This window comes from Rhodococcus xishaensis, assembly GCF_004011825.1.
Classification (GTDB): Bacteria; Actinomycetota; Actinomycetes; order Mycobacteriales; family Mycobacteriaceae; genus Prescottella; species Prescottella xishaensis.
Genome location: NZ_RKLO01000001.1, coordinates 903,701 through 927,420, shown reverse-complemented (window position 1 = coordinate 927,420; position 23,720 = coordinate 903,701). Strand labels below are relative to the sequence as shown.

Sequence of the window (23,720 nt, the reverse complement as noted above, 5' to 3'; positions counted from 1 at the left end):
TCAGGGCACGGTGTGCACGATCAGGACGTCGCAGTTCGACTTGCGCGCCGCGTCCGATGGCACCGAACCCAGCAGGCGTCCGCTCAGCGTGTTCAGACCACGGTTGCCGACCACGAGAAGATCCGCGTCGACCTCGTCGACGAGCGCCAGTAGCGAGTCGACGGGCTCGCCGACTATCGCACGTTCGACGAGGTTCTTGGCACCGGCCGCCAGCGCTCGCTCGCGCGCCGTCCGCAGGATCTCGAACGTAGGGGTCGACCCGCTCACCTGGTAGGCGTCCTCACCGAGCACGTCCTCGGCCGCCTCGGTGTCCTTCGGATCGGCCGGGTAGTACGCGCACGCGATCACGAGCTTGGCCTCGGCGTCGCCGGCGAGTGCCGCCGCCTTGTCCACCGCTCGATACGACGAGTCCGATCCATCAGTTCCGACGACGACGGTCCGGTAGGCGCTCATTCATTCCTCCACATGTGCGTTTGATCGCGAACAATGGCACTGGTGCCCTGTTCGACCGTGACGACACCTCGCTGCGCTGAGACTAGCGTCATGGGGCACAGCCCGGTGGAATTGCGGCACAACCATTTCACCACGGGCGGCCGCGCTCGAGTCGATGCGTCAGCGCGCCTCGCCGTACCGCGGGCCGAAGAGTGAGCGTGGGAACAACCCCGACTCACGAACCGACCTTCGCCACGGTGCCGAAAGTTCGACGAGACGTGCAGCGCCGTCCTCCCCCAGTTCGGCCCAGGGCGCCGCAGCCAGCTCATCGGTGAGATCCTCTACCAACTCACGTAATTCGCGTCCGTCGTCGGTCAGGTCGCCCTGCTCGTCGAGGAGTTCGCGATCGCGAAGGCCGGCGACGGCGGCGTCCCATTCCGATTGGGCCCAGCCGCGTCGCTTCTGCGCGAACTCCTTCTGGAAGCCGATTCCCGCCGCAGTGTGTGTGATCAATGCCTCGATGCCGCTGAGCCCGGCGGTCTGGAGAGCCGCGACGTGACCATCGCCGCGATACTCGCGCAAGAGGGTCAGCGCATGCCACAGCACGAGATGCGGTGCGTCGGGCCAGTCGAGTTCGGCGTAGCCCGCGTACAAGGTGCGCCCGTCGACGCCGGGAATGGCCCGCGCCGCGATAGCCGCCAGGTGCGCGGCTTCGCCCATGGTGGTGGAGGACACGTCGTCACCGAAGAGTTGGCGATACGCGGCATCGACGCCGCGATACCGCGCCCGGGTGATCGCGGCGGGGTCGGCGAGCTTCCAGGCTCGTGGGATCAGGCTCGCGATCAGCTCCGGGTTGAAGTTGTAGAACGCGGCGGCAACAACGCCGCCGCCGACCGCACCCATGGGGGCAGCGCGACCTGCGAAGTACGTCATCCTTCGCGATTCCAGCCCGACACCGAGCAACTCGGACTCGACCTCGGGCGCAAAGTAACAGAGCGAGTGCAGCAGTTCGAGAGAGCGGGCGGCACGACCGGCCAGACGTGGGTCCATGCTCGAAGACGTTAGCGCCGCTACTTCAGGCCCGCAGCGTCCATGCCCCGCAGTTCCTTCTTCAGGTCCGCGATTTCGTCACGCAGCCGGCCCGCCAGTTCGAACTGAAGATCCCGCGCCGCATTCATCATCTGGTCGGTCAGTTCCTTGATCAGGTCGGCCAGTTCGGCGCGCGGCATCGCCTTGACGTCGCGGCCCTCGTAGACGCCGGCGCTGACCGCGCGCCCCGCCTCACCCTGGGCGCGGCGACCACGGCTGACGTTGCGGCCCGAACCGCCGACCTCGACTTCGGTGTCCTCGGCCTCCTCGTACACCTGGTCGAGGATGTCGGCGATCTTCTTCCGGAGCGGTCGAGGATCGACCCCCTTCTCGAGGTTGTACGCGATCTGCTTCTCACGACGGCGTTCGGTTTCCTCGATCGCGTGCTGCATGGAGTCGGTGATCTTGTCGGCGTACATGTGAACCTGGCCGGAGACGTTGCGCGCGGCGCGCCCGATGGTCTGGATCAGGCTGGTGGTGCTGCGCAGGAAGCCTTCCTTGTCGGCGTCGAGAATCGCGACCAGCGACACCTCCGGCAGGTCCAGGCCCTCCCGCAACAGGTTGATGCCGACCAGGACGTCGTACTCGCCCAACCGCAATTGACGCAGCAACTCCACCCGGCGCAGCGTGTCGATGTCCGAGTGCAGGTAGCGCACGCGGATGCCGAGCTCGAGCAGGTAGTCGGTCAGGTCCTCAGCCATCTTCTTGGTAAGTGTCGTCACGAGGACCCGCTCGTCGCGTTCGGAGCGATCACGGATCTCGTGGACGAGGTCGTCGATCTGCCCCTTGGTCGGTTTGACGACCACCTCAGGATCGACAAGTCCGGTCGGGCGGATGACCTGCTCGACGAACTCTCCGCCGGTCCGTCCCAGCTCGTACGCTCCGGGCGTTGCCGAGAGGTAGACGGTCTGCCCGATCCGGTCGGCGAATTCCTCCCAGGTGAGCGGTCGGTTGTCGGTGGCCGACGGGAGGCGGAATCCGAACTCGACCAGATTCCGCTTGCGGGACATGTCGCCCTCGTACATCGCGCCGATCTGCGGGACCGTCACGTGGGACTCGTCGATGACCAGGAGGAAATCCTCCGGAAAGTAGTCGATGAGTGTCGCCGGCGCGGATCCGGCCGGGCGGCCGTCGATGTGCCGTGAGTAGTTCTCGATGCCCGAGCAGAAGCCGACCTGCTTGATCATCTCGAGGTCGTACTGCGTCCGCATGCGCAGCCGCTGCGCCTCGAGCAGCTTGCCGCGATTCTCCAGATCCTCGAGCCGCTCAACGAGTTCAGCCTCGATGTCCCGAACCGCGCGCTCCATCCGCTCGGGACCGGCGACGTAGTGGGTCGCCGGGAAGATACGCACCGAGTCGACCTGACGCACCACGTCACCGGTCAGGGGGTGCAGGTAGTAGAGCGCCTCGATCTCATCGCCGAAGAACTCGATGCGGACCGCGAGTTCCTCATACGACGGGATGATCTCGACGGTGTCGCCTCGTACCCGGAACGAGCCGCGGGTGAATGCCATGTCATTGCGGGTGTACTGCACGTCGACCAGGAGCCGGAGCAACGCATCCCGGTCGACCTCCACGCCCACCTCGAGCTGAATCGACCGGTCCAGGTACGACTGCGGTGTACCGAGGCCGTAGATGCACGACACCGATGCCACCACGACGACGTCGCGCCGCGAGAGCAGGCTCGAGGTGGCGGAGTGACGCAACCGCTCGACGTCGTCATTGATCGACGAATCCTTCTCGATGTAGGTGTCCGTCTGGGCGATGTACGCCTCGGGTTGGTAGTAGTCGTAGTACGAGACGAAGTACTCGACGGCGTTGTTGGGCAGCATCTCCCGGAGCTCGTTGGCGAGCTGTGCTGCCAGGGTCTTGTTCGGGGCCATCACGAGGGTCGGACGTTGGACGCGTTCGATGAGCCACGCCGTCGTCGCGGACTTGCCGGTGCCAGTGGCGCCGAGTAGGACAACGTCCTTCTCCCCCGTACCGAGCCGGCGCCGGAGTTCTTCGATGGCCTCCGGCTGATCACCAGCAGGCTCGTACTCGCTGACGACCTCGAAGCGACCCTCGGTTCTTTCGATCTCGCTGACCGGCCGGAACTCGGAGTGTGCCACCACGGGGTGCTCGGATGCGAACGCCATGAGACCAGGGTATGCGCCGCTTCCGACAAGTTCTCATAACGCTGTCGGCGGCCGGGTCGCAGCCCGATGACCGGCCAACTGTTTGCCGGTACTTTCTTACTATATGGAGAACGTCGAACCCGGTACCGCCGCAGCCACCCCGACCCCACCTCCCGTACCTGTCTACGTGCCTACGCTCGACATGGTTCCGGCGCATCGACCCAAGGTCGAGTACTTCAACGTCACCGAGCGGACCAACACCGACCCGAAGGGGTTCGTCCGTCCCGTCGACCACTACCGGCTGGAACCATGGGGGCTGTACATGGCCCGGACGGCCGACCATATGCGATTCCACTATCTGGAATCCTGGCTGCTACCGGATCTCGGCATCCGTGCCTCGATCTTCCACTTCCACCCGTATCACGACCGCGATCAGGACCTCTACATCGACATCGGTGACTTCACGCGGGGTTCGGACGTGTGGAAAGCCGAGGATCATTACCTCGACCTCGTCGTTCGGACCGGGCGTGACATCGAACTACTCGATGTGGACGAACTGATCTCGGCGGCTGCACACGGTTACATCTCGCCGCAGACTGCGAACCGGGCAGTCCAGCGCGCGATGGTGGCCGTGGACGGAATCGCCCACCACGGCCACGACGTAGAGGCCTGGCTGGCGTCGAAGGGTATGCCCGTCAATTGGCGCTGAACGCAGTCCGCTGACCGCAGTCCGCAGTCCGCTGAGCGCAGTCCTCAGCATCGACGCCATCCGCTCAGGATCACCGCTCGGGCGACCACCCGCTGGACTCCGCCCACGCCCACGCCCGCCGGTAGCCGAGGTCGAACCAAGGGGCAAGCAAGTCCGAATACACGACGGCGGGATTGCCATCGCCCGCGTCGACTGCGGCCTTGGCCGCCGCGCCCCGCTTCAACTCGAGGAATTCGGCGCGTGCCTGGGCGTCGGCGCGCAGCCAGTCGCGCAGCAGCAGGGCGAAGCGCTGGCCGGGCCAACCATCGACACGCAGGTCGATCCGCACGGGTCGCGCGGGGTCCGCCCCTCCGTGCGTGCGCTTGTCCCACAGTGCCGGGTCCGCCTCGCCGCCGACCCCATATGCCGGTTTCGGCTGATCGCGGGTCACGTCCGCCAGCGGCGGGAAGCCAGCCGCCGCCAGAGGTTCGTTCAGGCCGTCGGCCGCAGCCAGGTCCGGGACGGTGATCTGGACATCGATCAGGTCTCGCGCATCCAGTCCCGGGACCGCGGTGGAACCGACGTGGTCGACGCGGATGGTCCGCTCTCCGCACACGGCGCGAAGGCGTTCGACCAGCCGCTCGCCCTGCGTCGCCCACTCCGGGTCGGCTGCACGGAGAGTCGGCGGCACGGTCACGACGGTCCGGTTGCGCAGGTTGCGTTCGAACGGCACGAGCCGGTCGGTGAACAGCGACCGCACCTGCGATTCGATCTCCTCGACAGTGCCGCTGTTGTCGAGCCAGACGTCCGCGGCGGCCCGCCGCTGATCGTCGGTGGCCTGGGCCACGATCCGCGCTCGAGCGTCCGACTCCGTCATCCCACGCAACTCGACCAGGCGACGTACCCTTTCCTCTTCATCGACGTGCACCACGATCACGAGGTTGAATGCCGGACCCATTCGCCCCTCGACGAGCAGCGGGATGTCCTGGACGATGATGCCGTCCGCGGGCGCACCATCCACGATCTCCGCGGTGCGCTCACCGATCCGCGGGTGCAGGATCGAATTCAGCCGCAGCCGCGACTCGTCGCTGCCGAATGCCCTCTCCGCCAAGGCCGGCCGGTCCAATGAACCGTCCGGATGCAGGATGTCGGCACCGAACGCCTCGACGAGCGCGGCGAGACCGGGTGTACCCGGCTCGACTACCTCCCGCGCGATGAGGTCGGCGTCCACGATGACCGCTCCCAGATCCGCCAGGACCTTCGATACGGTCGACTTGCCGGCTCCAATACCTCCAGTGAGGCCCACTCTCAGCACGCCGACCAGTGTCGCACCAAACACACCGAAGATCATCAGCGGACCAAATGTAGCGATTCGACGAACCGGTCAGATAACCTTTCCTCGACCGTCCGACCAGCCGATTCGAGATACGAGTAGAACCCGCTCATGCGCAGCACTTCCACCGGTCTCGGTCGGCACCGTCTCGGCATGGAAAACGGCGTTCACGCGATCCTCATCCCAGAGGTTGCGGCTGCACTCGCAGAGCATCGGCGCAGTTGGTTCCATCGTGTTCTGACTCCCGCCCGCCACAGCTTTGCCGCTGTCCGGAAGCGTACGACGTCCATGCCCACCCGATGGGTGCCGGCCGTGGCGAACTGACCGACCTTGTACGACATACACAGTGGCCCCGCTCCCGCACCGGAGCGGGGCCACTGTCATCAGTTGTCAGCAAACGCAGAAGACCCCGGCCCTGCGGGTAGCAGGACCGGGGTCTTTCGATGATCAAGCGTCAGGCGTTGCCCGAGAGCTTCTCCCGCAGGGCCGCGAGCTGGGCGTCGCTCGCCAGCGAGCCACCTGCGGACTCGGCAGCCGGGGCCGCGCCCTCGTCCGCACCCGACTCCGAGGAGTAGTTGCCGCCACTGGACGCACCGGCAGCAGCCTCGGCCGCCTCGTCCGCGGCCATCTTCTCCATCTGAGCAGTGTGCATCTTGTGGCGCCGCTCGGCCTCCGCGTAGCGGGACTCCCACTCCTCACGCTGCTTCTCGAAGCCCTCGAGCCATTCGTTGGTCTCGGGATCGAAGCCCTCGGGGAAGATGTAGTTGCCCTGCTCGTCGTACGAGTCGGCCATGCCGTACTTCGACGGATCGAACTCGGCGTTGTAGTCCTCGTTCGCCTGCTTCAGCGACAGCGAGATACGACGACGCTCGAGATCGATGTCGATGACCTTGACGAGCGCGTCGTCGCCGACGGCCACAACCTGGTCCGGAACCTCCACGTGGCGCTCGGCCAGCTCGGAGATGTGCACCAGGCCCTCGATGCCCTCCTCGACACGAACGAACGCACCGAACGGAACCAGCTTGGTGACCTTGCCCGGCACGATCTGGCCGATGGCGTGGGTGCGGGCGAACTGACGCCACGGGTCCTCCTGGGTCGCCTTCAGCGACAGGGAGACGCGCTCGCGGTCCAGATCGACGTCGAGCACCTCGACGGTGACCTCGGTGCCGACCTCGACAACCTCAGACGGGTGATCGATGTGCTTCCAGGACAGCTCGGAGACGTGCACCAGACCGTCGACCCCGCCGAGATCGACGAAGGCACCGAAGTTGACGATCGAGGACACGACGCCCTTGCGGACCTGCCCCTTCTGCAGCTGGTGCAGGAACTCGCTACGGACCTCGGACTGGGTCTGCTCGAGCCAGGCGCGACGCGACAGGACCACGTTGTTGCGGTTCTTGTCGAGCTCGATGATCTTCGCCTCGATCTCCTTGCCGACGTACGGCTGGAGGTCGCGGACACGACGCATCTCGACGAGGGATGCGGGAAGGAAGCCACGTAGGCCGATATCGAGGATGAGGCCGCCCTTGACGACCTCGATGACGGTGCCCTTGACGGCCTCGTCCTTCTCCTTGAGCTCCTCGATGGTGCCCCAAGCACGCTCGTACTGTGCGCGCTTCTTCGACAGGATCAGGCGGCCTTCTTTGTCCTCCTTGGTGAGGACCAGGGCTTCGACCTCATCGCCGACGGAGACGACCTCGTTGGGGTCGATGTCATGCTTGATGGAGAGCTCGCGGGAAGGAATGACGCCTTCGGTCTTGTAACCGATGTCGAGAAGGACCTCGTCACGATCGACCTTGACGATCGTGCCTTCCACGATGTCGCCATCGTTGAAGTACTTGATCGTGGCGTCGATGGCGGCGAGGAAGTCCTCGGCGGAGCCGATGTCGTTGACGGCTACCTGCGGCGAGGTCACGGTGTTGGAGGGCATGTGTTGGGTTGCTCCGGACAGGTTGAAAGTCGGGTTGGTCTTCTGTCAGATACGCGGGCCGAAGGACCTCCGAACACGGTGTTCTTCCGCAGTCGTCTGGTCATCTGACCCGCTACGAGGCCCCTCCGCAGCCCCCGCACGCCCCACCCACAGACCCCGCGCAATCCTCGCGGCCTGCACACCGGCCAACGAGGAGCCGCATCGAGATACTGTGTCGGGTCGCAGCATCGAGAAACTGCGTCGAAGACACTCGCGTCCCACAGGGTACGTGACCGCGGGCTAGCTGGGCAAACCCAACCCCGGTCTACTCTTGGCCACCATGTCCGACGATCGTCACGCTGCCGCCGTCTTCGCTCTGGGCACGAGCGGTGTGAGCCGAACGCGGATCGGAACAGAGGCCAGTGAGCGCGCCAGTCGGGCCTGGTGGGACGCCGACGCCGACGACTACCACCGCACCCACGGCGAGTTCCTCGGCGTCGACTCGACGGACGGCGAGTTCGTGTGGTGCCCGGAGGGCCTCCACGAGGGCGACGTCCGCCTGCTCGGCGAGGTGGCCGGCAAGAGGGTCCTCGAGGTCGGCTGCGGATCGGCCCCGTGCGCGCGCTGGCTGGCCACCGAAGGCGCCGACGTCGTCGGACTCGACATCTCGATGGCGATGCTCGAGCGAGGTGTCGCAGCGATGGAACGGGGTGGCCCGAGAGTCCCCCTCGTCCAGGCCGGCGCCGAGGCGCTGCCCTTCACGGACACAAGCTTCGATTTGGTGTGTTCGGCTTTTGGTGCCGTTCCGTTCGTTGCGAACTCCGCACAGCTGATGCGGGAGGTAGCGCGGGTGCTGCGACCGGGCGGATCGTGGGTGTTCGCGGTGAATCATCCGATCCGCTGGATCTTCCCGGATGACCCTGGATCACGGGGCCTGACCGCGACACTGCCCTACTTCGACCGCACGCCGTACGTCGAGATCGACGACGACGGCGTTCCAACCTACGTCGAACACCACCGAACGATCGGCGACCGTGTCCGAGAGGCAGTCGCAGCCGGACTCGAGGTGCGCGACATCGTCGAGCCGGAGTGGCCCGAATGGCTCGACCGAGAGTGGGGCCAGTGGAGTCCGCTGCGCGGCCAACTGTTCCCGGGGACCGCGATCTTCGTCACCCGCAAGCCCGACTGACCCCGCGGCCAACCCCGGGCAGGAGCAAAGTGGAGTCAGCTCCGGAGCAGGTCAGAGCAGTGTGGAAAGGAACGCCTTGGTTCGATCCTGTTGGGGATTGGCCAGCAACTCCCGAGGTTCTCCCGACTCGACGACCACACCGGCATCCATGAACACCAACTGATCGGCGACCTCGCGCGCGAATCCGATCTCGTGGGTGACCACGACCATCGTCATACCTTCCTGCGCGAGTTGCTTCATCACTCCCAGCACCTCACCGACGAGTTCGGGATCGAGCGCCGAGGTGGGCTCGTCGAACAGCATGAGCTTCGGGTCCATGGCGAGCGCACGGGCAATGGCGACCCGCTGCTGCTGCCCACCGGACAGCTGCGCCGGATACGCATCGGCCTTGTCGACCAGACCCACCCGGCGGAGGAGCTCACGCGCGCGGTCGACGGCCTTTGCCCGCGGGACCTTCTTGACGAGGATGGGCGCTTCGATGATGTTCTCCAGCGCGGTGCGGTGGGGAAAGAGGTTGAAGTGCTGGAAAACCATTCCGATCTCGCGGCGCTGACGCGCCGCCGCCCGGGAGGTCAGCTCGTGGAGCTTGCCGCTGTGCTCGGCATAGCCGACCAGTTTGCCGTCTACATACAATCTGCCGGCATTGAAGCGCTCGAGGTGGTTGATGCAGCGCAGGAAGGTCGACTTTCCAGATCCGGAAGGGCCTACCAAGCAAAGCACCTGCCCGCGCTCGACTTCGAGCGAGACTCCCCGCAACACCTGCAGGGCACCGTAGTTCTTGCACACCCGATCGGCCTGGAGCATCGGCGTCATTCCCGTTCTCCTCCCGGTGTGTCCGGCTCGATGACGAGGGGCCGGCCCTCCGCGTCCGCGAGGGCCTGCAGCTGCCGCGAGGTCAGCTTCCGCGAGACCCCCTTCGAGTAGTACCGCTCGAGGTAGTGCTGACCGATCATCAGAACGCTCGTGATCGCCAGGTACCAAGTGGCGGCGACGAGCAACAGCGGGATGGGCTGGAAGTTCGCGCCCGAGATGTCTCGCGCCCGGCCGTACAACTCCAGGGTGTAAGGGACGGCCGACACCAGCGACGTGGTCTTGAGCAAACCGATCAGCTCATTGCCGGTGGGAGGAATGATCACGCGCATGGCCTGCGGCAGGACTGTACGACGCATCGTCTGCGCCCACGACATGCCCAGCGCCCTCGACGCCTCGGTCTGACCCTCGCTCACCGAACTGACGCCGGCCCGGACGATCTCGGCCATGTAGGCGGCCTCGTTGAGACCGAGACCGATCACCGCGAACAAGAACGCCTCGTGGAGACCGTGCAGCTCGATGTGCGCGAACTGATACACGAACGGTATCCCGAGGTCCAGTGTCTGGTATATCGAAGTGAACAGTCCCCAGAACACCAACTGGACGTACACCGGCGTGCCGCGGAACACCCACAGGTACACCCAGGCCGCTGCGCGGAGCACCGGATTCGGAGACATACGCATGATCGCCAGCACCACGCCGAGCACGACGGCGATCGTCATGGACAGCACCGTCAGCTGGATCGTCACCCATGCCGCTTCCGTGATCCGTCTGTCGAAGAGGTACTGGCCGTAAATGTCCCAGCGGAACGCCTCGTTTGTTGCGGCCCCGTAGACGAACAGCCCTAACAACACAAGCACGATCGCCGCGGCGACCCACCGGCCGGGATGCCTCAGCGGGACGGCCTCGATCGGCTCCGGCTCGGGTTCCGTCGAAACCTCTGAAGAGCGGCTCTCTTTGTGTGACATGGCTTTCCGCCTCTCCCGGCCTCAGCTCGTCGCGCCGTTGATTACCGAAGTCTCGATCACCCCCGCCTCGACACCCCACGCTTCGGCGATCGCCTGGTACTGGCCACCGTCGATCAGAAACTGCATCGCTTGCTGGAGCACCGGAGCCAGCGGCGAACCCTTCGCTACCACCCAGCCGTACGGCGCCGAGTCGAACACCTCACCGGCAGGCACGATCCGGCCGTCACTGCGGCTGATCGCGTAGGCGGTCACGGGAGAGTCCGCGGACAAAGCGTCGATCCGGCCCAGGATCAGTGCGTTGGCCACCTCATCCTGGCTGTCGTACTTGATCTTCTCGATCGGGGGCTTGCCGGCGGCGACGCACGCGGCGCTCTTGGCCGGCACTTCCTCGATGTCCTCGATCGTGGTGGTCTGGACCCCCACCCGCAGCCCGCACGCGTTGCTGGGATCGATGTCGTCGTCGGGCCGCTGGGCCCACAGCACACCGGCGCTGTAGTAGGTGACGAAGTCCACCGACTCCTCGCGCTCGAGCGTGTCGGTAAACGACGACGCCCCCACGTTGAACGTCCCGGCCTGGACCGCGGGGATGATCTTGTCGAAGTCGGCTTCCCTGAGTTCGATAGTGAGCCCGAGAACCTGACCGACCGCGTTCATCAGGTCGACGTCGAAACCGACTATCGTCCCGTCTTCGTCTTTGAACTCGTTGGGTGCGTAGGGAGGGTTGGTTCCGACGAGGAGTCGGCCGGACGCAGCGATCTGCGGCGGAAGCTGATCGGCAATCGAGTCGACGCGGTGGACGTCGACGCCGACGACCACCGGCACCAGTCCCTCGTTGTTGACGACGCACCCCGCGGCACTGAACATGATGAGGGCCAGCAGCGTCGCCACAGCCGCGCGGAGGAAGTGCCTGCGCGCATCAGGTCGTACACCTGCGCCTGGTCCGGACATCGCCCGTGCTCCCTACGTCGCCGAACGGCCGACTCAGGGAAACCCTACTGGCTCGCCAGCTCAGCGGCTGGACAAGCTGCCCGCCTTCATCGTTCTGGGTGTTCGGTCCTTCGAGTTCATCGCCGGAACACCCGGGCGATCACGGACTCGGTGAATTCTCCCGTCGACGCCAGCCCACCGAGGTCGGCGGTGGCGACGCCGGCCTCGATCGTCCGTTCCACCGCGCTGCGGATCCGCGCAGCCGCGGCACCGAACCCGGCCTCTTCGCGGGCTGCGCCTAGCCATTCGAGGAGCATCGCCGCCGACATGATTAGCGCTGTCGGGTTGGCGCGATTTCGTCCGGAGATGTCGGGCGCCGCTCCATGCGCGGCCTGCGCCATAGCCTTCGTTTCGGATGCGTTGATGGACGCTGCCATTCCGAGCGAGCCGGACAGTTCACCGGCGAGGTCGGAGAGGATGTCGCCGAACATGTTCTCGGTGACGATCACGTCGAAGTCCTCGCCGCGTCGGACCAGGTACGCGGCCATCGCGTCAACGTGCTCGTCGTCGACGACGACGTCGGGATAGTTCTGGCCGACGTCTCGGCACACGTCGCGGAACAGTCCGGTCGTCGTCGAGAGCACGTTGGCCTTGTGCACAACCGTCACCCGCTTGCGTCGACGGCGTGCGAGGTCGAACGCGGCCCGAGCGATGCGTTCGCACGCCTGCCGGGTTACGACGCCCACCGCCATGGCAACGTCCGGAGTCGGCATGAATTCGCCGCTGCCGACGAACATGTTGCGGTCTGCGTAGAACCCCTCGGTGTTCTCCCGAACGATGACCAGATCCATCTGCGGTGACACGGCCTGCGTTCCGGACAAAGCGCGCGCCGGTCTGATGTTCGCGTAGAGGTCGAAGCGTTTACGGATTGTGCCGCCCGGAGTGAGCTGCATCTGGAAGGGCTCGGGATACGCGGCACTGTCGTGTGGGCCGAGGATCCACGAATCGAGTTCGGCGAGTGCAACAAGCGTGTGCTCGGGTGTAGGAGTGCCGTAGGTCGAAATGGCCTCGAATCCGATGGGAAGCGGCACCCACTCGACGTCCGGCAACCCCACCGCGGCGACCGCAGCATCGACGACGTCCCGGGCGGCCGGCACGATTTCGCGTCCGATCCCGTCGCCAAGCAGCAGACCGATCCGCGGATTCGGCAAATTTCCTGTACTCGCGCTCCCCATCGGACCATCATTGCTGACGATGGTCCAGTCCGTGGAGTTGCTGCTCGACAGCGTTGTCGACGCGACCGTGCGAGCCGAGTGGCGTCGGCTGTCGAAGGCGCGTCTGCCCAGCCAGGATCGCATCACGGCCGAGTCCAACCGCCCGCACGTCACGCTCGGGGTCGCCAGTCACATTCCGCCCGACGTCGACGACGCGCTCGCTCGGGAACTTCCGTGCGGGCCGCTGCCGATCCGCTTGGGCGGCGTGGTCGTGTTCGGAGGCCGCCGCCTTACCCTCGCCCGACTGGTCGTGCCCACCACCGAGCTGTTGACACTCCAGCGGATCGTCTACGAGCTGATGATGGACTGCGAGGGTGTTCCCCCGCACATCATGCCCGGCGAGTGGACGCCCCACGTGACACTGTCCCGGCGCATCCAGGCGAGCGATCTCGGCACCGCAGTGGTGGTCACTCGCGCAGGCAACCGCGACGTGGTCGGGACCTCCGACGGCGTCCGACGTTGGGATTCGGACGCCAAGCGGGAGTGGCGGATCACCCGATGCCCGTGACCTTGGTTTCTCCCGAGAGCTTCCCGGGGAAGAGATTCGTGCATGGGAACGTTGCAATGGCCAACCGACCAGACGTCCGACCGACTGGCGGACACCGCGTCCGATCAGATCCACGTCCGATCGGATCCACAGAAAGGACCCTTGTGGCTACCCAGACCCTGACCCAGCAGAACTTCAAGCAGACCATCGAAGACCACGACATTGTGCTTGTCGATTTCTGGGCATCCTGGTGCGGCCCGTGTCGCTCCTTCGCCCCGACTTTCGAGTCGTCCTCGGACAAGCACACCGACGTTGTCCACGGCAAGGTCGACACCGAAGCCGAGGCGGAGCTTGCGGCTGGAGCCGGCATCCGATCGATTCCGACGATCATGGCGTTCCGTGAGGGTGTGCTCGTGTTCAACCAGGCCGGCGCCCTGCCGCCCGCCGCCCTGGAGGACCTGATCGGTCAGGTCAGGGCCCTCGACATGGACGAGGTTCGCAAGCAGATCGCTCAGGCTCCGTCCGGCAGCTGAGCGACCCCCGCCCCGTACGGCAGTACCCAGGGAGACGCCCCGCGCACTTCAGTGCGCGGCGGCGTCCCAGCTGCGGCCGGTGCCGACGGACACCTCGAGCGGTACGGACAATTCGATCGCGGACGCCATCTTGTCCAGGACCAGCTGCTCCACCTGGTCGCGTTCACCGGTGGCGACCTCGAGCACGAGCTCGTCGTGGACCTGCAACAGCATCCGCGACTCGAGCTCGGCGTGCCGCAGGGCCCGCTGGACGTCGATCATCGCGACTTTGATGATGTCGGCTGCCGTGCCCTGGATGGGCGCATTGAGTGCGGCCCGTTCGGCAACCTCTCGGCGCTGCCGGTTGTCGCTGTTGAGGTCGGGCAGGTAGCGCCGGCGACCGAACAGTGTCTCCGTGTACCCGACCTTGCGCGCGCGTTCGACGACCTCGCGCAGGTAGTCGCGGACACCACCGAAGCGGGCGAAGTACGCGTCCATCTGCTCACGGGCTTCCTCGGTGGAGATCTTGAGCTGAGCGGCGAGCCCGAACGCGCTGAGACCGTAGGCCAGGCCGTACGACATCGCCTTGACCCGGCGGCGAAGTTCCGGCGTCACCTCCTCGATCGGCACCCCGAATGCGCGTGAGCCAACGAAGCTGTGCAGATCCTCCCCGGTGTTGAAGGCCTCGATCAGGCCTTCGTCACGCGAGAGGTGCGCCATGATGCGCATCTCGATCTGACTGTAGTCCGCGGTGAGGAGGGTCTCGAAGCCCTCTCCGACGACGAAGCCGTCGCGGATCTGCCGGCCCGCGTCGGTACGCACTGGGATGTTCTGCAGGTTCGGCTCTGTCGACGACAGCCGACCGGTGGCCGCCACGGTCTGGTTGAACGTGGTGTGGATCCGGTTGTCGTCGGCGACGGTCTTGAGCAGGCCGTCCACAGTGACCTTGAGGCGCGTCGCGTCGCGGTGCGCGAGCAGGTGCTCGAGGAACGGGTGCTGGGTCTTCTCGAACAACGACTGCAGCGCGTCGGCGTCGGTGGTGTACCCGGTCTTCGTCTTCTTGGTCTTGGGCATGTCGAGCTCGTCGAACAACACCACCTGCAACTGCTTGGGCGAGCCGAGGTTGATCTGCTTGCCGATCACCTCGTACGCGCGATTCGCTGCGTCGGCGACCCGGGCCGCAAACATCGACTGCAGATCACGCAGGTGGCTGGCATCGACCGCGATGCCCGTCGCCTCGAGCTGGGCCAGCACCGCAAGTAGTGGCAACTCCATGTCGGCGAGCAGACCGGTGGCGGCGATGTCGGCGAGTTCTGTGTCGAGTGCAGCGGCGAGGTCGAGCACGGCCTGGGCGCGCAGGATTTCGCCTTCGGCCGCCTGCGCATCTGCGGCATCCTCCTCATCGAGCAGCGAAAGCTGTTGCTGCCCAGACTCTTCCACACGTAGCTCGCGCTTGAGGTAGCGCAACGACAGGTCGTCGAGATTGAAGCTGCGCTGCCCCGGGCGCACGAGGTACGCCGCGAGGGCGGTGTCGCTGGTCAGGCCCTCGAGTGTCCAGCCGCGGCCCCACAGCGCGTGCATCGCCCGCTTGGCCTCGTGCAGCGCCTTGGGTTGCTGTGGGTCGGCAAACCACGCCACGAGCGCGGCCTCGTCCTCCGGGGTCACCGCGGTGGTGCTTATGTAGGCGCCCTCGCCGTCGGACGCGGCGATCGCGACAGCCGTGACGTCGCCACCGTACGGCGCGCCGGTGCCGACGACCGACAGACCGTGCCGCTCCCCCGTCGTAGCGTGTGCGGCGATCCACTCCGCTACCTCACCGGGTGCCAGCGCGCGTCCGCGCACCTCGAAACCTTCCTCGGCCTCCGGTTCCGCAGAGCTGAGTGTCGCGAACAGCCGGTCACGCAAGACCTTGAACTCGAGGTCGTCGAACAGCGCGTGGATGCGTTCGCGGTCCCATGGTGCAAGGGCCAACTGGTCCGGCGTGTACGGCACAGGAACATCGCGCACCATCTCGGTGAGCTGTCGGTTGAGTACCACGCTGTTCAGGTTGGCGCGCAGCGCGTCACCGACCTTGCCGCGCACCTTGTCGATACCGTCGACGAGGTTCTCGAGCGAGCCGAATTCGCGGATCCACTTGGCGGCGGTCTTCTCGCCGACGCCGGGGATTCCGGGCAGGTTGTCGCTCGGGTCTCCGCGCAGCGCGGCGTAGTCGGGGTACTGCTGTGGTGTGAGCCCGTACTTGGCCTCGACCGCCTCAGGGGTGAAACGGGTGAGGTCGGAGACGCCCTTGCGTGGGTACAGGACAGTGACGTCGTCGCTGACGAGTTGCAGCGAGTCCCGGTCTCCGGTCACGACGAGCACTCGATAGCCGCCGGCGGTGGCCTGCGTGGTGAGCGTCGCAATGATGTCGTCAGCCTCGTAACCCTCTATCGCCATCACCGGTATGCCCATGGCCCCGAGGACGTCCTTGGTGATTTCGACCTGCCCCTTGAACTCGTCCGGGGTCTTGCTGCGGTTCGCCTTGTACTCGGGGTACGCCTCGGCGCGGAATGTCTGCCGGGAGACGTCGAACGCCGCCGCAATGTGCGTCGGCCCCTCGTCGCGCAGCAGGTTGATCAGCATCGAGGTGAACCCGTAGACCGCGTTGGTCGTCTGCCCGCTCTGCGTCTTGAAGTTCTCGGCCGGGAGGGCGTAGAACGCTCGGTACGCGAGCGAATGTCCGTCCAGGAGCAGCAGCGTCGGCCGGCCGGAACCGGACACGTCGGTAGTTGCGGAGGCGGTGGACGAGGATGTAGTTGCGGGGCTCACGGTTGCCCAGTCTAGGTAGCCGAGCCGACAGATACGTGCTTGATCCCCGCGCGTCGGCCCCTCGGACCGCTGCTGCACGCTCACTCGCGCGCGCTGCCGCCGCCCAGGGTGTCGAGGACGACCTCGGCGACGGCCTTCATGGTCGTCCGGCGATCCATCGCGGCCCGTTGAATCCACTTGAACGCCTCCGGCTCGCTCAGCCCCTGCGACTGCATGAGCATGCCCTTGGCCCGCTCGATGACCTTACGGGTCTCGAGCCGCGAGGAAAGGCTGGCGACCTCCCGCTCGAGCAAGGCGATCTCCGTGAACCGGCTCGCCGCCAACTCCACCGCCGGCACCAGGTCTGCCTTGGAGAACGGCTTGACGAGGTACGCCATCGCCCCGGCGTCACGAGCCCGCTCGACCAGATCACGCTGGCTGAAGGCAGTCAGGATCACCACGGGCGCAATCCTTTTCGCAGCGATCTCGGACGCCGCGTCGATCCCGTCACGGCGCGGCATCTTGACGTCCATGATCACAAGGTCCGGGCGCAACTCCTCTGCCAACTCGACGGCACGCTGACCGTCATCGGCCTCACCGACGACGTCGTAGCCTTCCTCACGGAGCATCTCGACGAGGTCCAACCGTATGAGTGCCTCGTCCTCCGCCACCACCACGCGCCGCGACTTGGGTTCTGTCCCCTGCGCGGGGGTCGCGTTCATGGCCACATCACTCCTCGAGTCGGCGCCCGCCGATCAGGGCGCGAACGCTTCGAGGGTACCGGTGGTTTTGACTGCGCCTCGTGATCTTCTAGAGTGTTAACCCGCACGCCCTCGTATCCCAATTGGCAGAGGAAACGGATTCAAAACCCGTACAGTGTGAGTTCGAGTCTCACCGAGGGCACAAGTCGTACCTTTACCGAGCTCAGGTACGTCATGATGGCAACGGCAACCTCACGGTCCCGAGACTGTGAGATCCACTCGGCCGGTCTGTACTCCCGCGATTGCCCCAGCAATTCAGCGAACGCTTTCACAGCGCCCGCCTGCAGGCGTGGCCAGCAGCGCTGATGCGTCCTCAGCACGTCGGTGTGCCCGAGTGCCTGAGATGCCGCCCGTGCTCCCAGAACTACAGCGCTGCACTCCGTTGTCCCGCAGTGGTTTTCAGTCTATGAATTGACGAGGGTCAGCACGGCGAACCTCCAACAGCACCTCTAAACCTTCGAGCCCGCGACAGCGGGGCGGGCGCTCTCAGATCACGTAGATGCAAAGATGCAGGTAGAAGACACACTTTGAAGACGGGGATTCAGCGTGTCGGGCGCCCGGAACGGGGTAAATCGGGCATCATCGCGACCATGACTTTAGACAGGAACGGTTCCTACTCTGGGTCCGAGCCACAAGCACAAGAGATGCACACAGCGGCCGGAGCCGCCAGGAGTTGCGGGGTCAGTCGAGCTGCTATTCAGCGGGCGCTGAGAGCTGGGCACTTCCCCAACGCGGTGAAGAACGACGAGGGTCACTGGCAGATCCCCAAGGCGGACCTTGTCGCTGCAGGGTTTCTGGCCGACCAGCCGTCGGAACGCCCCGAGACGAGTGAGCGCCCAACTGGTCGCTCGAACACCGGGACGCGGGCCCAACCCGACGACGACGTGGCCGCGTTCGACAGCTACGAGAGGTCTCGAGAGCGGGATCTGACGACGGCTCGGGACAGTGCCCACGATGAGGCCGCACGGCGCCAGACTCCCGCGACGCTGGCGTCGGAACGTGCGACCCACATCAAGAAACTCCTATCGGTCATCATCCTCGGTCTCCTATCGTTCATCGTTCTCAAAGTCCTGCTCAACCGCTCGTGCCCGGGCCGTGCCGATGAAGGCACCGAGAGGTAGAACCCACGCCCGAGACCGGTGCCTCGAGGCTGACTACGACGATCGCCATCGAGGATGTCTATCGGCTCGGAGCGATCGACTACAGCATGGAGAAACCGAACGGTATCCTTATCCGTGCCGTTCCCATGATCGTCCATCTCAACGAAGTAGAGGCTGCGGGCGGCAACCTGGAGATCTTCGTCGTTGGCACCAGCAGCGCTGTGTTGCCTGAGCCGAGAGAATCAGTGAGCAAATCCTGACGGTGCGATCATCCACTCAGCAGCGCTAGCATCGGCCTGTGATCCACGCAACAACTCCCGCGAATATCCCCTCGAAGATGCGGGCGAGCGTGCTCGTCGAACCGGGTCGAATCGAGATGGAAGAACGCGTCGTCCCGAGCCCAGGTCCCGGCGATGTCTTGGTGAAAGTGGCATCGGTGGGGATCTGCGGGTCCGACACTCACTTCTACCGCGAGGGCCGCATCGGCGACTTCGTGGTCGATCAGCCGCTCGTTCTGGGCCATGAATCGTCGGGCACCATCGTCGCCGTCGGCGCCGACGTGTCCGCCGACAGAATCGGGCAAAGGGTTTCTATCGAACCACAGCGGCCCGACCCTGCGAGCGAGGAATCCCGGCGAGGTCTCTACCACCTCTGCCCGCACATGCAGTTCTTTGCGGCGCCACCGTTCGACGGGGCGCTGGCCGAGTACGTGACTATCGGGTCGGGATTCGCGCATGCAATCCCGGAGGACATGTCCGACGACGCGGCGGCTCTTTGCGAGCCCTTGTCAGTGGCGATCGCTGCCAACAGGAAGGCCGGTGTAACGGCCGGTTCCCGCGTTCTGGTCGCGGGTGCGGGACCGATCGGCATCGCCACATTGCAATCCGCTCTCGCCTTCGGGGCCACCGAGGTCATCGTCACGGATCTCGATCCCGTGCGGCGTGAAATGGCAACGAAATTCGGGGCCACTGCTGTCCTGGATCCGCGCGAGCAGGATGTCGCCGGGCTCCACGTGGACGCCTTCATCGACGCTTCCGGCGCCCCCAGCGCTGTAACGGCGGGAATCGAAGCCGTCCGGCCCGCGGGCACAGTCGTCCTTGTCGGTATGGGCGCCGACGAAATGACACTACCGGTCCACATAATCCAGCACCGGGAATTGTTGCTGACCGGAGTATTCCGCTACGCCAACACTTGGCAGGCGGCGATCTCCCTCGAACGGTCCGGGCGGGTCGACCTCGATTCCATGGTCACCAAACGATTTCCGCTCGCCGAAGCGGAGCAAGCGCTGAACGCAGACCGGATACCCGGCAGTCTCAAGGCCGTCGTTCGCGTGCAGGAATGAGAACACGCCGGTGCAACTCAACTCCGAGACAGTGCCGAGGTTCGACGACGCCGAGCCGTGGCGCGACCGTGCGCCGTTCTTCCGACTGGTGAAGCACTCGAACCAGTGACTAGTTCACGATGACCCTCGTCGCAGGTATCGACTCGTCGACGCAGTCGTGCAAGGTGATCGTTTGCGAGTCCTCCACCGGCGAGATCGCTCGTGAGGGTCGGGCGTCGCATCCGGATCACACCGAGGTCGCACCGCAGGAATGGGCGAAAGCTCTCGACACCGCGATTGCCGCGGCGGGCGGATCGGACGATGTCGCAGCAGTGTCCGTCGCAGCACAACAACACGGAATGGCGTGTCTCGACGACGCCTCGTCCGTCGTGCGTCCAGCATTGTTGTGGAACGACACTCGTTCTGCCGGCGCTGCAGCGGAGTTGGTCGACGACCTCGGCGGACCCGATTCGTGGGCGGAGGCAGTCGGTGTCGTGCCAGTCGCAGCGATCACGGTCAGCAAATTGCGCTGGCTCGCCGATTTCGAACCGGAGAACGCCGACCGAACAGCCGCAGTGTGCCTGCCGCACGACTGGCTCGGTTGGCAACTCGCCGGCGGCCGAGATCCGACCACACTGTCCACGGATCGCGGCGATGCCAGTGGTACCGGATACTTTTCTGCCGAAACGGATTTCTACCGTTTCGATCTGCTCTCGCTTGCCTCGAGAGGGCGCACGGTTCAGCTGCCGCGGGTGGCTGGACCCGCCGAGCAGATCGGGGAAACCCGATCGGGTGCGGTACTGGGCCCGGGCACCGGTGACAACGCGGCCGCCGCACTCGCTCTCGCTGCCAGGGAGGGTGACGTCGTCGTTTCGGTGGGAACGTCGGGTGTCGTGTCAGCGGTGTCGATCACGACGAGTTGTCGCGGCTGGCGCTCTCTGCGCCCTGCGGCAGTGACGGTTTGGTGATGGTGCCACACTTCGAGGGCGAACGCACTCCCAATCGCCCCCGTGCCACAGCGTCGGTCCAGGGGCTGCGCCTGGCCAACTCGACACCCGCACACCTCGCGCGCGCCGCGATCGAGGGACTGCTGTGTGGCCTCGCGGAAGGCATCGACCACCTGGCTGCCCAGAGTGTGCCGGTGCGGCGCATACTCTTGGTCGGTGGCGGCGCTCGGTCGCGAGCACTGTGCGAACTGGCTCCAACTGTCTTCGGGGCACCGGTACTGGTGCCGCGACCTGCGGAGTATGCCGCCATCGGCGCCGGGCGGCAGGCCGCCTGGGCACTCGCAGGTGCCGCGGAACCGCCCGACTGGAGCCGGGTGCTGGCCGACCGGTACGAAGCGGACCCGGCACCTGCTGTACGTGAGCGGTACTCCGAGGTCCGCGATCTCACCCATTCCTGACAGATCAGGACCGGACGAGCATCGCCTCAACATTGGCGCCCCTCATGACCTGGAGGAACGCGTCGACTGAGTTCGGGGGCGGACCCGGCACCCGCTGTGCGCCAGCGATATTCCGAGGTCCGCCACCCCACCGACTCGTGACCGATCAGGACACGCGGACGAGCATCTTCCCCACGTTCGCGCCGCGCATCAGTTGGAGGAACGCGTCGACCGAGTTCTCGATGCCATCGACGATGGTCTCGTCGTGGACCACCTCGCCGGACGCCAGCCATGGGCCCATCTTGGCGACGAACTCGGGGAAGAGGTGCGTGTAGTTGCCGAGCGTGAAGCCCTGGAGGGTGAGGCTCCGGACGATGATGTTCCCCATGTTGTCGGGGCCCGGCGTGCGGTCGGTAGCGTTGTACATGGAGATGGCGCCGCAAATCGCGGCACGGCCGCCTGGGCGTAGAACGTCGAGCGCAGCCTCCAAGTGATCACCGCCGACGTTGTCGAAGTAGACATCAATGCCCTCGCCGGCGATCGACGCCAACTGCTCACGCACCGGCGCCTGCTTGTAGTCGAAGGCGGCAGCGTAGCCGTACTTCTCGGTGAGAAGCGCAACCTTCTCCGCACTTCCGGCGGATCCGATCACGCGAGAGGCGCCCTCCAGCCTGGCAATCTGTCCGGCCGCCGTTCCTACCGCACCGGCAGCACCGGAGACGAAGACGGAGTCGCCGGGCTTCAGATGCGCGATGTGCATCAGTCCGACATACGCCGTCAGACCGGTGAGCCCGAGGATCCCCAGGTATGCGGAGATCGGCACGCCCGGAATCTCCTCTACGACGCGGAACGCCGACGCATCGCCCTGCGCGACGTCTCGCCAACCGAGCTCGTGCATGACGACCGAACCGACGGGATGAGTGGCGGCAGTGGATTCGACGACACGCCCGATGGCGCCGCCGGTCATCGTCTCCCCCAATGCGAACGGCGGAATGTATGACTCCCCTTCGTTCATCCGTCCGCGCATGTAGGGATCGACGGAGGTGTACTCGTTGACCACACGCACCTGATCGGGTGCTAGGTCGGGCAAGTCGACGGCGACCGTGCGGAAGTCGTCCTGGGTCGGCCACCCCACCGGCCGGTTGATCAACTGAATCTGAGTGCTGGAGGTCACGGTACTTCCTTTCGATGCTTCTCTTTCTGAACTGCCTGTTTCAATATATACTGAAACGGCCGTTTCACAACTAGGAGTGAGGATCGTCATGCCCCGAACACAGGACTTCGATACTGCCGAAGTGATCGGCAAGGTTCGTAACCTGTTCTGGGACAAGGGCTTCGAGGCCACGTCAATACCCGATATCGAGCGCGTAACCGGACTGAATCGCTCGAGTCTCTATAACGCGTTCACCAACAAGCGCGGACTCTTCGACGCGGCCGTAGAAGACTATCTCGACGGCGTGGTCCGCCCTCGGCTTCGCATACTGACCGACGAACCCTCCCACCCGGATGATGCCGTCCACTACTACCGGGATCTTGCGGACGCGCTCACCGACGAATGTTCCGGACGCGGCTGCCTGCTCCTCAACAGTGCCACCGGCTTCGCGGCCCACGACGACACCCAGCGTCGCGTGGTCGACGCGTACCGGCAAGAGCTCTTCGCCGCACTCACCCACGCCCTTCGCGCCGTCGACCAGGACATGCCCGCCGCCGTCCTCGAGCACCGTGCCCGAGTGCTGACGTCACTGTCCGTCAGCGCCCTCGTCCTGTCGCGTGTCAACCGGGACGAAGCTATCGCTCTAGTGAACACGGCAATCGCACAGTTGGAGGAGTGGCGCCGATGATGCGTCACCAGTGGTTCCTTCAAGCAACCCGGCCCAGACCTCGATGTGACCCGTCGGGCTGCGCCGGCAGAGTCGTCGCAGGCGCGGGCGATGTTGGGCGTCGATCACGACGCGTTGTCGCGGCTGACGCTCTCTGCAGCCCGCGGCAGTGACGGTTTGGTGATCGTGCCGTATCTCGATCTCCGCCCAACGCGGTACCTATCCAGCGGTACTGCGCTGCGACGACGGCCCTGAATTGGCCTGTGCAGCAGTGGCCAAGCTTAAGCGCGTTTCGGCGCCTCCTCCGCGACCCGCTCCCAGAACTCGACCCACTCCCGTTCATGCCCGATGCCGGCTTCCAGCGCCATGCGAGGGCCGAAAGAAATAGGGTCGGGTTCCGCCGCGGCGATGCGCTCGTACTCGGCGAGCTTCTCGCGGTGCGCGGCAAGCTGCGCCACGGCGAGCGTGTGTGGGTCGGCGCCGAAGTACAGCTTCAACAGCCCCAGGTCGCGCAACTCCGAGAGGGCGCTTGTCTTCTCCTCACGCCAGGCGGCAAGTGCTTCGCGGCCACTGTCGGTGAGCCTGTAGCGCTTGCGTCGGCGGCCACTCTCCTCGCGGTGCTCCTCCAAATAGCCGGCGCCGGCGAGGCGCTCCGGCTCCCCGTACACCTGCGCGTGCTGCAGCGACCAGAAGTTGCCGACACCGGCGGCCACCTGCTGCTTGAGTTCATACGGGGTTGCCTCGCCGCTGGACTCGACGAGTCCGAGGACGACGTAAGAGGTAGGCGTCAGTCGAATCATTTGCAATGGTCC

General features: G+C 65.5%; 21 protein-coding genes, 1 tRNA gene and 1 pseudogene. 10 read left to right on the top strand and 13 right to left on the bottom strand.

What is annotated here, in order from left to right:
- The 3 genes from EGT50_RS04305 to uvrB form a co-directional block, all read right to left on the bottom strand.
- Positions 1-453 carry a universal stress protein gene (locus EGT50_RS04305; protein ID WP_127951288.1) on the bottom strand — a complete coding sequence of 151 codons (453 nt, stop codon included), beginning with the start codon at positions 451-453 and terminating at the stop codon, positions 1-3.
- A gap of 159 nt (positions 454-612) precedes the next feature.
- Positions 613-1,482 carry an SCO6745 family protein gene (locus tag EGT50_RS04300; RefSeq protein WP_127951287.1) on the bottom strand — a complete coding sequence of 290 codons (870 nt, stop codon included), beginning with the start codon at positions 1,480-1,482 and terminating at the stop codon, positions 613-615.
- A gap of 20 nt (positions 1,483-1,502) precedes the next feature.
- On the bottom strand, positions 1,503-3,659 hold the full coding sequence (gene uvrB / locus EGT50_RS04295; protein ID WP_127951286.1) for an excinuclease ABC subunit UvrB: 2,157 nt from the start codon (positions 3,657-3,659) through the stop codon (positions 1,503-1,505).
- 181 nt (positions 3,660-3,840) lie between these two features.
- On the opposite strand from uvrB, the gene EGT50_RS04290 reads away from it, so the two are divergent.
- Positions 3,841-4,347 carry a DUF402 domain-containing protein gene (locus tag EGT50_RS04290; RefSeq protein WP_235870582.1) on the top strand — a complete coding sequence of 169 codons (507 nt, stop codon included), beginning with the start codon at positions 3,841-3,843 and terminating at the stop codon, positions 4,345-4,347.
- Positions 4,348-4,417: 70 nt separating this feature from the next.
- Here the strand turns inward: EGT50_RS04290 and coaE are convergent, their stop codons facing one another.
- Positions 4,418-5,641, bottom strand: coding sequence for a dephospho-CoA kinase (gene coaE / locus EGT50_RS04285; protein WP_206615743.1), 1,224 nt, complete (start codon positions 5,639-5,641; stop codon positions 4,418-4,420).
- A 129-nt stretch (positions 5,642-5,770) separates the two neighbouring features.
- On the opposite strand from coaE, the gene EGT50_RS04280 reads away from it, so the two are divergent.
- Entirely contained in the window at positions 5,771-5,983 is a 213-nt protein-coding gene (locus EGT50_RS04280; protein ID WP_127951283.1) for a hypothetical protein, read from the top strand.
- A 130-nt stretch (positions 5,984-6,113) separates the two neighbouring features.
- Here EGT50_RS04280 and rpsA read toward each other — a convergent pair whose 3' ends face one another.
- Entirely contained in the window at positions 6,114-7,589 is a 1,476-nt protein-coding gene (gene rpsA, locus EGT50_RS04275) for a 30S ribosomal protein S1 (protein WP_127951282.1), read from the bottom strand.
- Between the two features lie 319 nt (positions 7,590-7,908).
- Between rpsA and EGT50_RS04270 the strand changes: the two genes are divergently transcribed.
- Positions 7,909-8,757, top strand: coding sequence for a class I SAM-dependent methyltransferase (locus EGT50_RS04270; protein ID WP_127951281.1), 849 nt, complete (start codon positions 7,909-7,911; stop codon positions 8,755-8,757).
- A 51-nt stretch (positions 8,758-8,808) separates the two neighbouring features.
- On the opposite strand, the gene EGT50_RS04265 is transcribed toward EGT50_RS04270, so the two are convergent.
- The 4 genes from EGT50_RS04265 to EGT50_RS04250 form a co-directional block, all read right to left on the bottom strand.
- Complete coding sequence (locus EGT50_RS04265; RefSeq protein ID WP_127951280.1) at positions 8,809-9,570, bottom strand: amino acid ABC transporter ATP-binding protein; 762 nt, start codon at positions 9,568-9,570, stop codon at positions 8,809-8,811.
- Positions 9,567-10,535: an amino acid ABC transporter permease gene (locus EGT50_RS04260; protein ID WP_127951279.1), complete on the bottom strand. Its 969-nt coding sequence runs from the start codon at positions 10,533-10,535 to the stop codon at positions 9,567-9,569. The genes EGT50_RS04265 and EGT50_RS04260 overlap by 4 nt, the downstream gene beginning before the upstream one ends.
- Before the next feature lie 21 nt (positions 10,536-10,556).
- Positions 10,557-11,483, bottom strand: a complete 927-nt coding sequence (locus EGT50_RS04255) for an ABC transporter substrate-binding protein (protein ID WP_127951278.1) — start codon at positions 11,481-11,483, stop codon at positions 10,557-10,559.
- 116 nt (positions 11,484-11,599) lie between these two features.
- Positions 11,600-12,697 (bottom strand): isocitrate/isopropylmalate dehydrogenase family protein, encoded by a 1,098-nt coding sequence (locus EGT50_RS04250; protein ID WP_127951277.1) that lies wholly within the window; start codon positions 12,695-12,697, stop codon positions 11,600-11,602.
- A 19-nt stretch (positions 12,698-12,716) separates the two neighbouring features.
- Between EGT50_RS04250 and EGT50_RS04245 the strand changes: the two genes are divergently transcribed.
- Both EGT50_RS04245 and trxA read left to right on the top strand, forming a co-directional pair.
- Positions 12,717-13,244, top strand: coding sequence for a 2'-5' RNA ligase family protein (locus tag EGT50_RS04245; protein ID WP_127951276.1), 528 nt, complete (start codon positions 12,717-12,719; stop codon positions 13,242-13,244).
- 143 nt (positions 13,245-13,387) lie between these two features.
- A complete protein-coding gene (gene trxA / locus EGT50_RS04240; RefSeq protein WP_127951275.1) occupies positions 13,388-13,756 on the top strand; it encodes a thioredoxin in 369 nt (122 codons plus the stop codon).
- A gap of 48 nt (positions 13,757-13,804) precedes the next feature.
- Here trxA and polA read toward each other — a convergent pair whose 3' ends face one another.
- On the bottom strand, positions 13,805-16,543 hold the full coding sequence (polA, locus tag EGT50_RS04235; RefSeq protein WP_127951274.1) for a DNA polymerase I: 2,739 nt from the start codon (positions 16,541-16,543) through the stop codon (positions 13,805-13,807).
- 80 nt (positions 16,544-16,623) lie between these two features.
- The gene (locus EGT50_RS04230; protein ID WP_127951273.1) at positions 16,624-17,244 is read right to left on the bottom strand and encodes an ANTAR domain-containing response regulator; all 621 of its coding nucleotides are present in this window, start codon (positions 17,242-17,244) and stop codon (positions 16,624-16,626) included.
- A gap of 107 nt (positions 17,245-17,351) precedes the next feature.
- On the opposite strand from EGT50_RS04230, the gene EGT50_RS04225 reads away from it, so the two are divergent.
- From EGT50_RS04225 to EGT50_RS04210, 4 genes and pseudogenes are all read left to right on the top strand, one after another.
- Positions 17,352-17,425 (top strand) — tRNA-Leu (locus EGT50_RS04225).
- Positions 17,426-17,873: 448 nt separating this feature from the next.
- Positions 17,874-18,404, top strand: a complete 531-nt coding sequence (locus EGT50_RS04220; RefSeq protein ID WP_164873337.1) for a MerR family transcriptional regulator — start codon at positions 17,874-17,876, stop codon at positions 18,402-18,404.
- Between the two features lie 316 nt (positions 18,405-18,720).
- Complete coding sequence (locus EGT50_RS04215; protein WP_127951404.1) at positions 18,721-19,725, top strand: NAD(P)-dependent alcohol dehydrogenase; 1,005 nt, start codon at positions 18,721-18,723, stop codon at positions 19,723-19,725.
- 119 nt (positions 19,726-19,844) lie between these two features.
- Positions 19,845-21,109: pseudogene (locus EGT50_RS04210) on the top strand (FGGY family carbohydrate kinase).
- Positions 21,110-21,254: 145 nt separating this feature from the next.
- On the opposite strand, the gene EGT50_RS04205 reads toward EGT50_RS04210, so the two are convergent.
- Positions 21,255-22,262: an NADP-dependent oxidoreductase gene (locus tag EGT50_RS04205; RefSeq protein ID WP_127951271.1), complete on the bottom strand. Its 1,008-nt coding sequence runs from the start codon at positions 22,260-22,262 to the stop codon at positions 21,255-21,257.
- 88 nt (positions 22,263-22,350) lie between these two features.
- Here EGT50_RS04205 and EGT50_RS04200 point away from each other — a divergent pair, with 88 nt between their 5' ends.
- Positions 22,351-22,929, top strand: a complete 579-nt coding sequence (locus tag EGT50_RS04200; protein ID WP_127951270.1) for a TetR/AcrR family transcriptional regulator — start codon at positions 22,351-22,353, stop codon at positions 22,927-22,929.
- 260 nt (positions 22,930-23,189) lie between these two features.
- Here the strand turns inward: EGT50_RS04200 and EGT50_RS04190 are convergent, their stop codons facing one another.
- Positions 23,190-23,708 carry a PadR family transcriptional regulator gene (locus EGT50_RS04190; RefSeq protein ID WP_127951268.1) on the bottom strand — a complete coding sequence of 173 codons (519 nt, stop codon included), beginning with the start codon at positions 23,706-23,708 and terminating at the stop codon, positions 23,190-23,192.
- Positions 23,709-23,720: the final 12 nt, after the last annotated feature.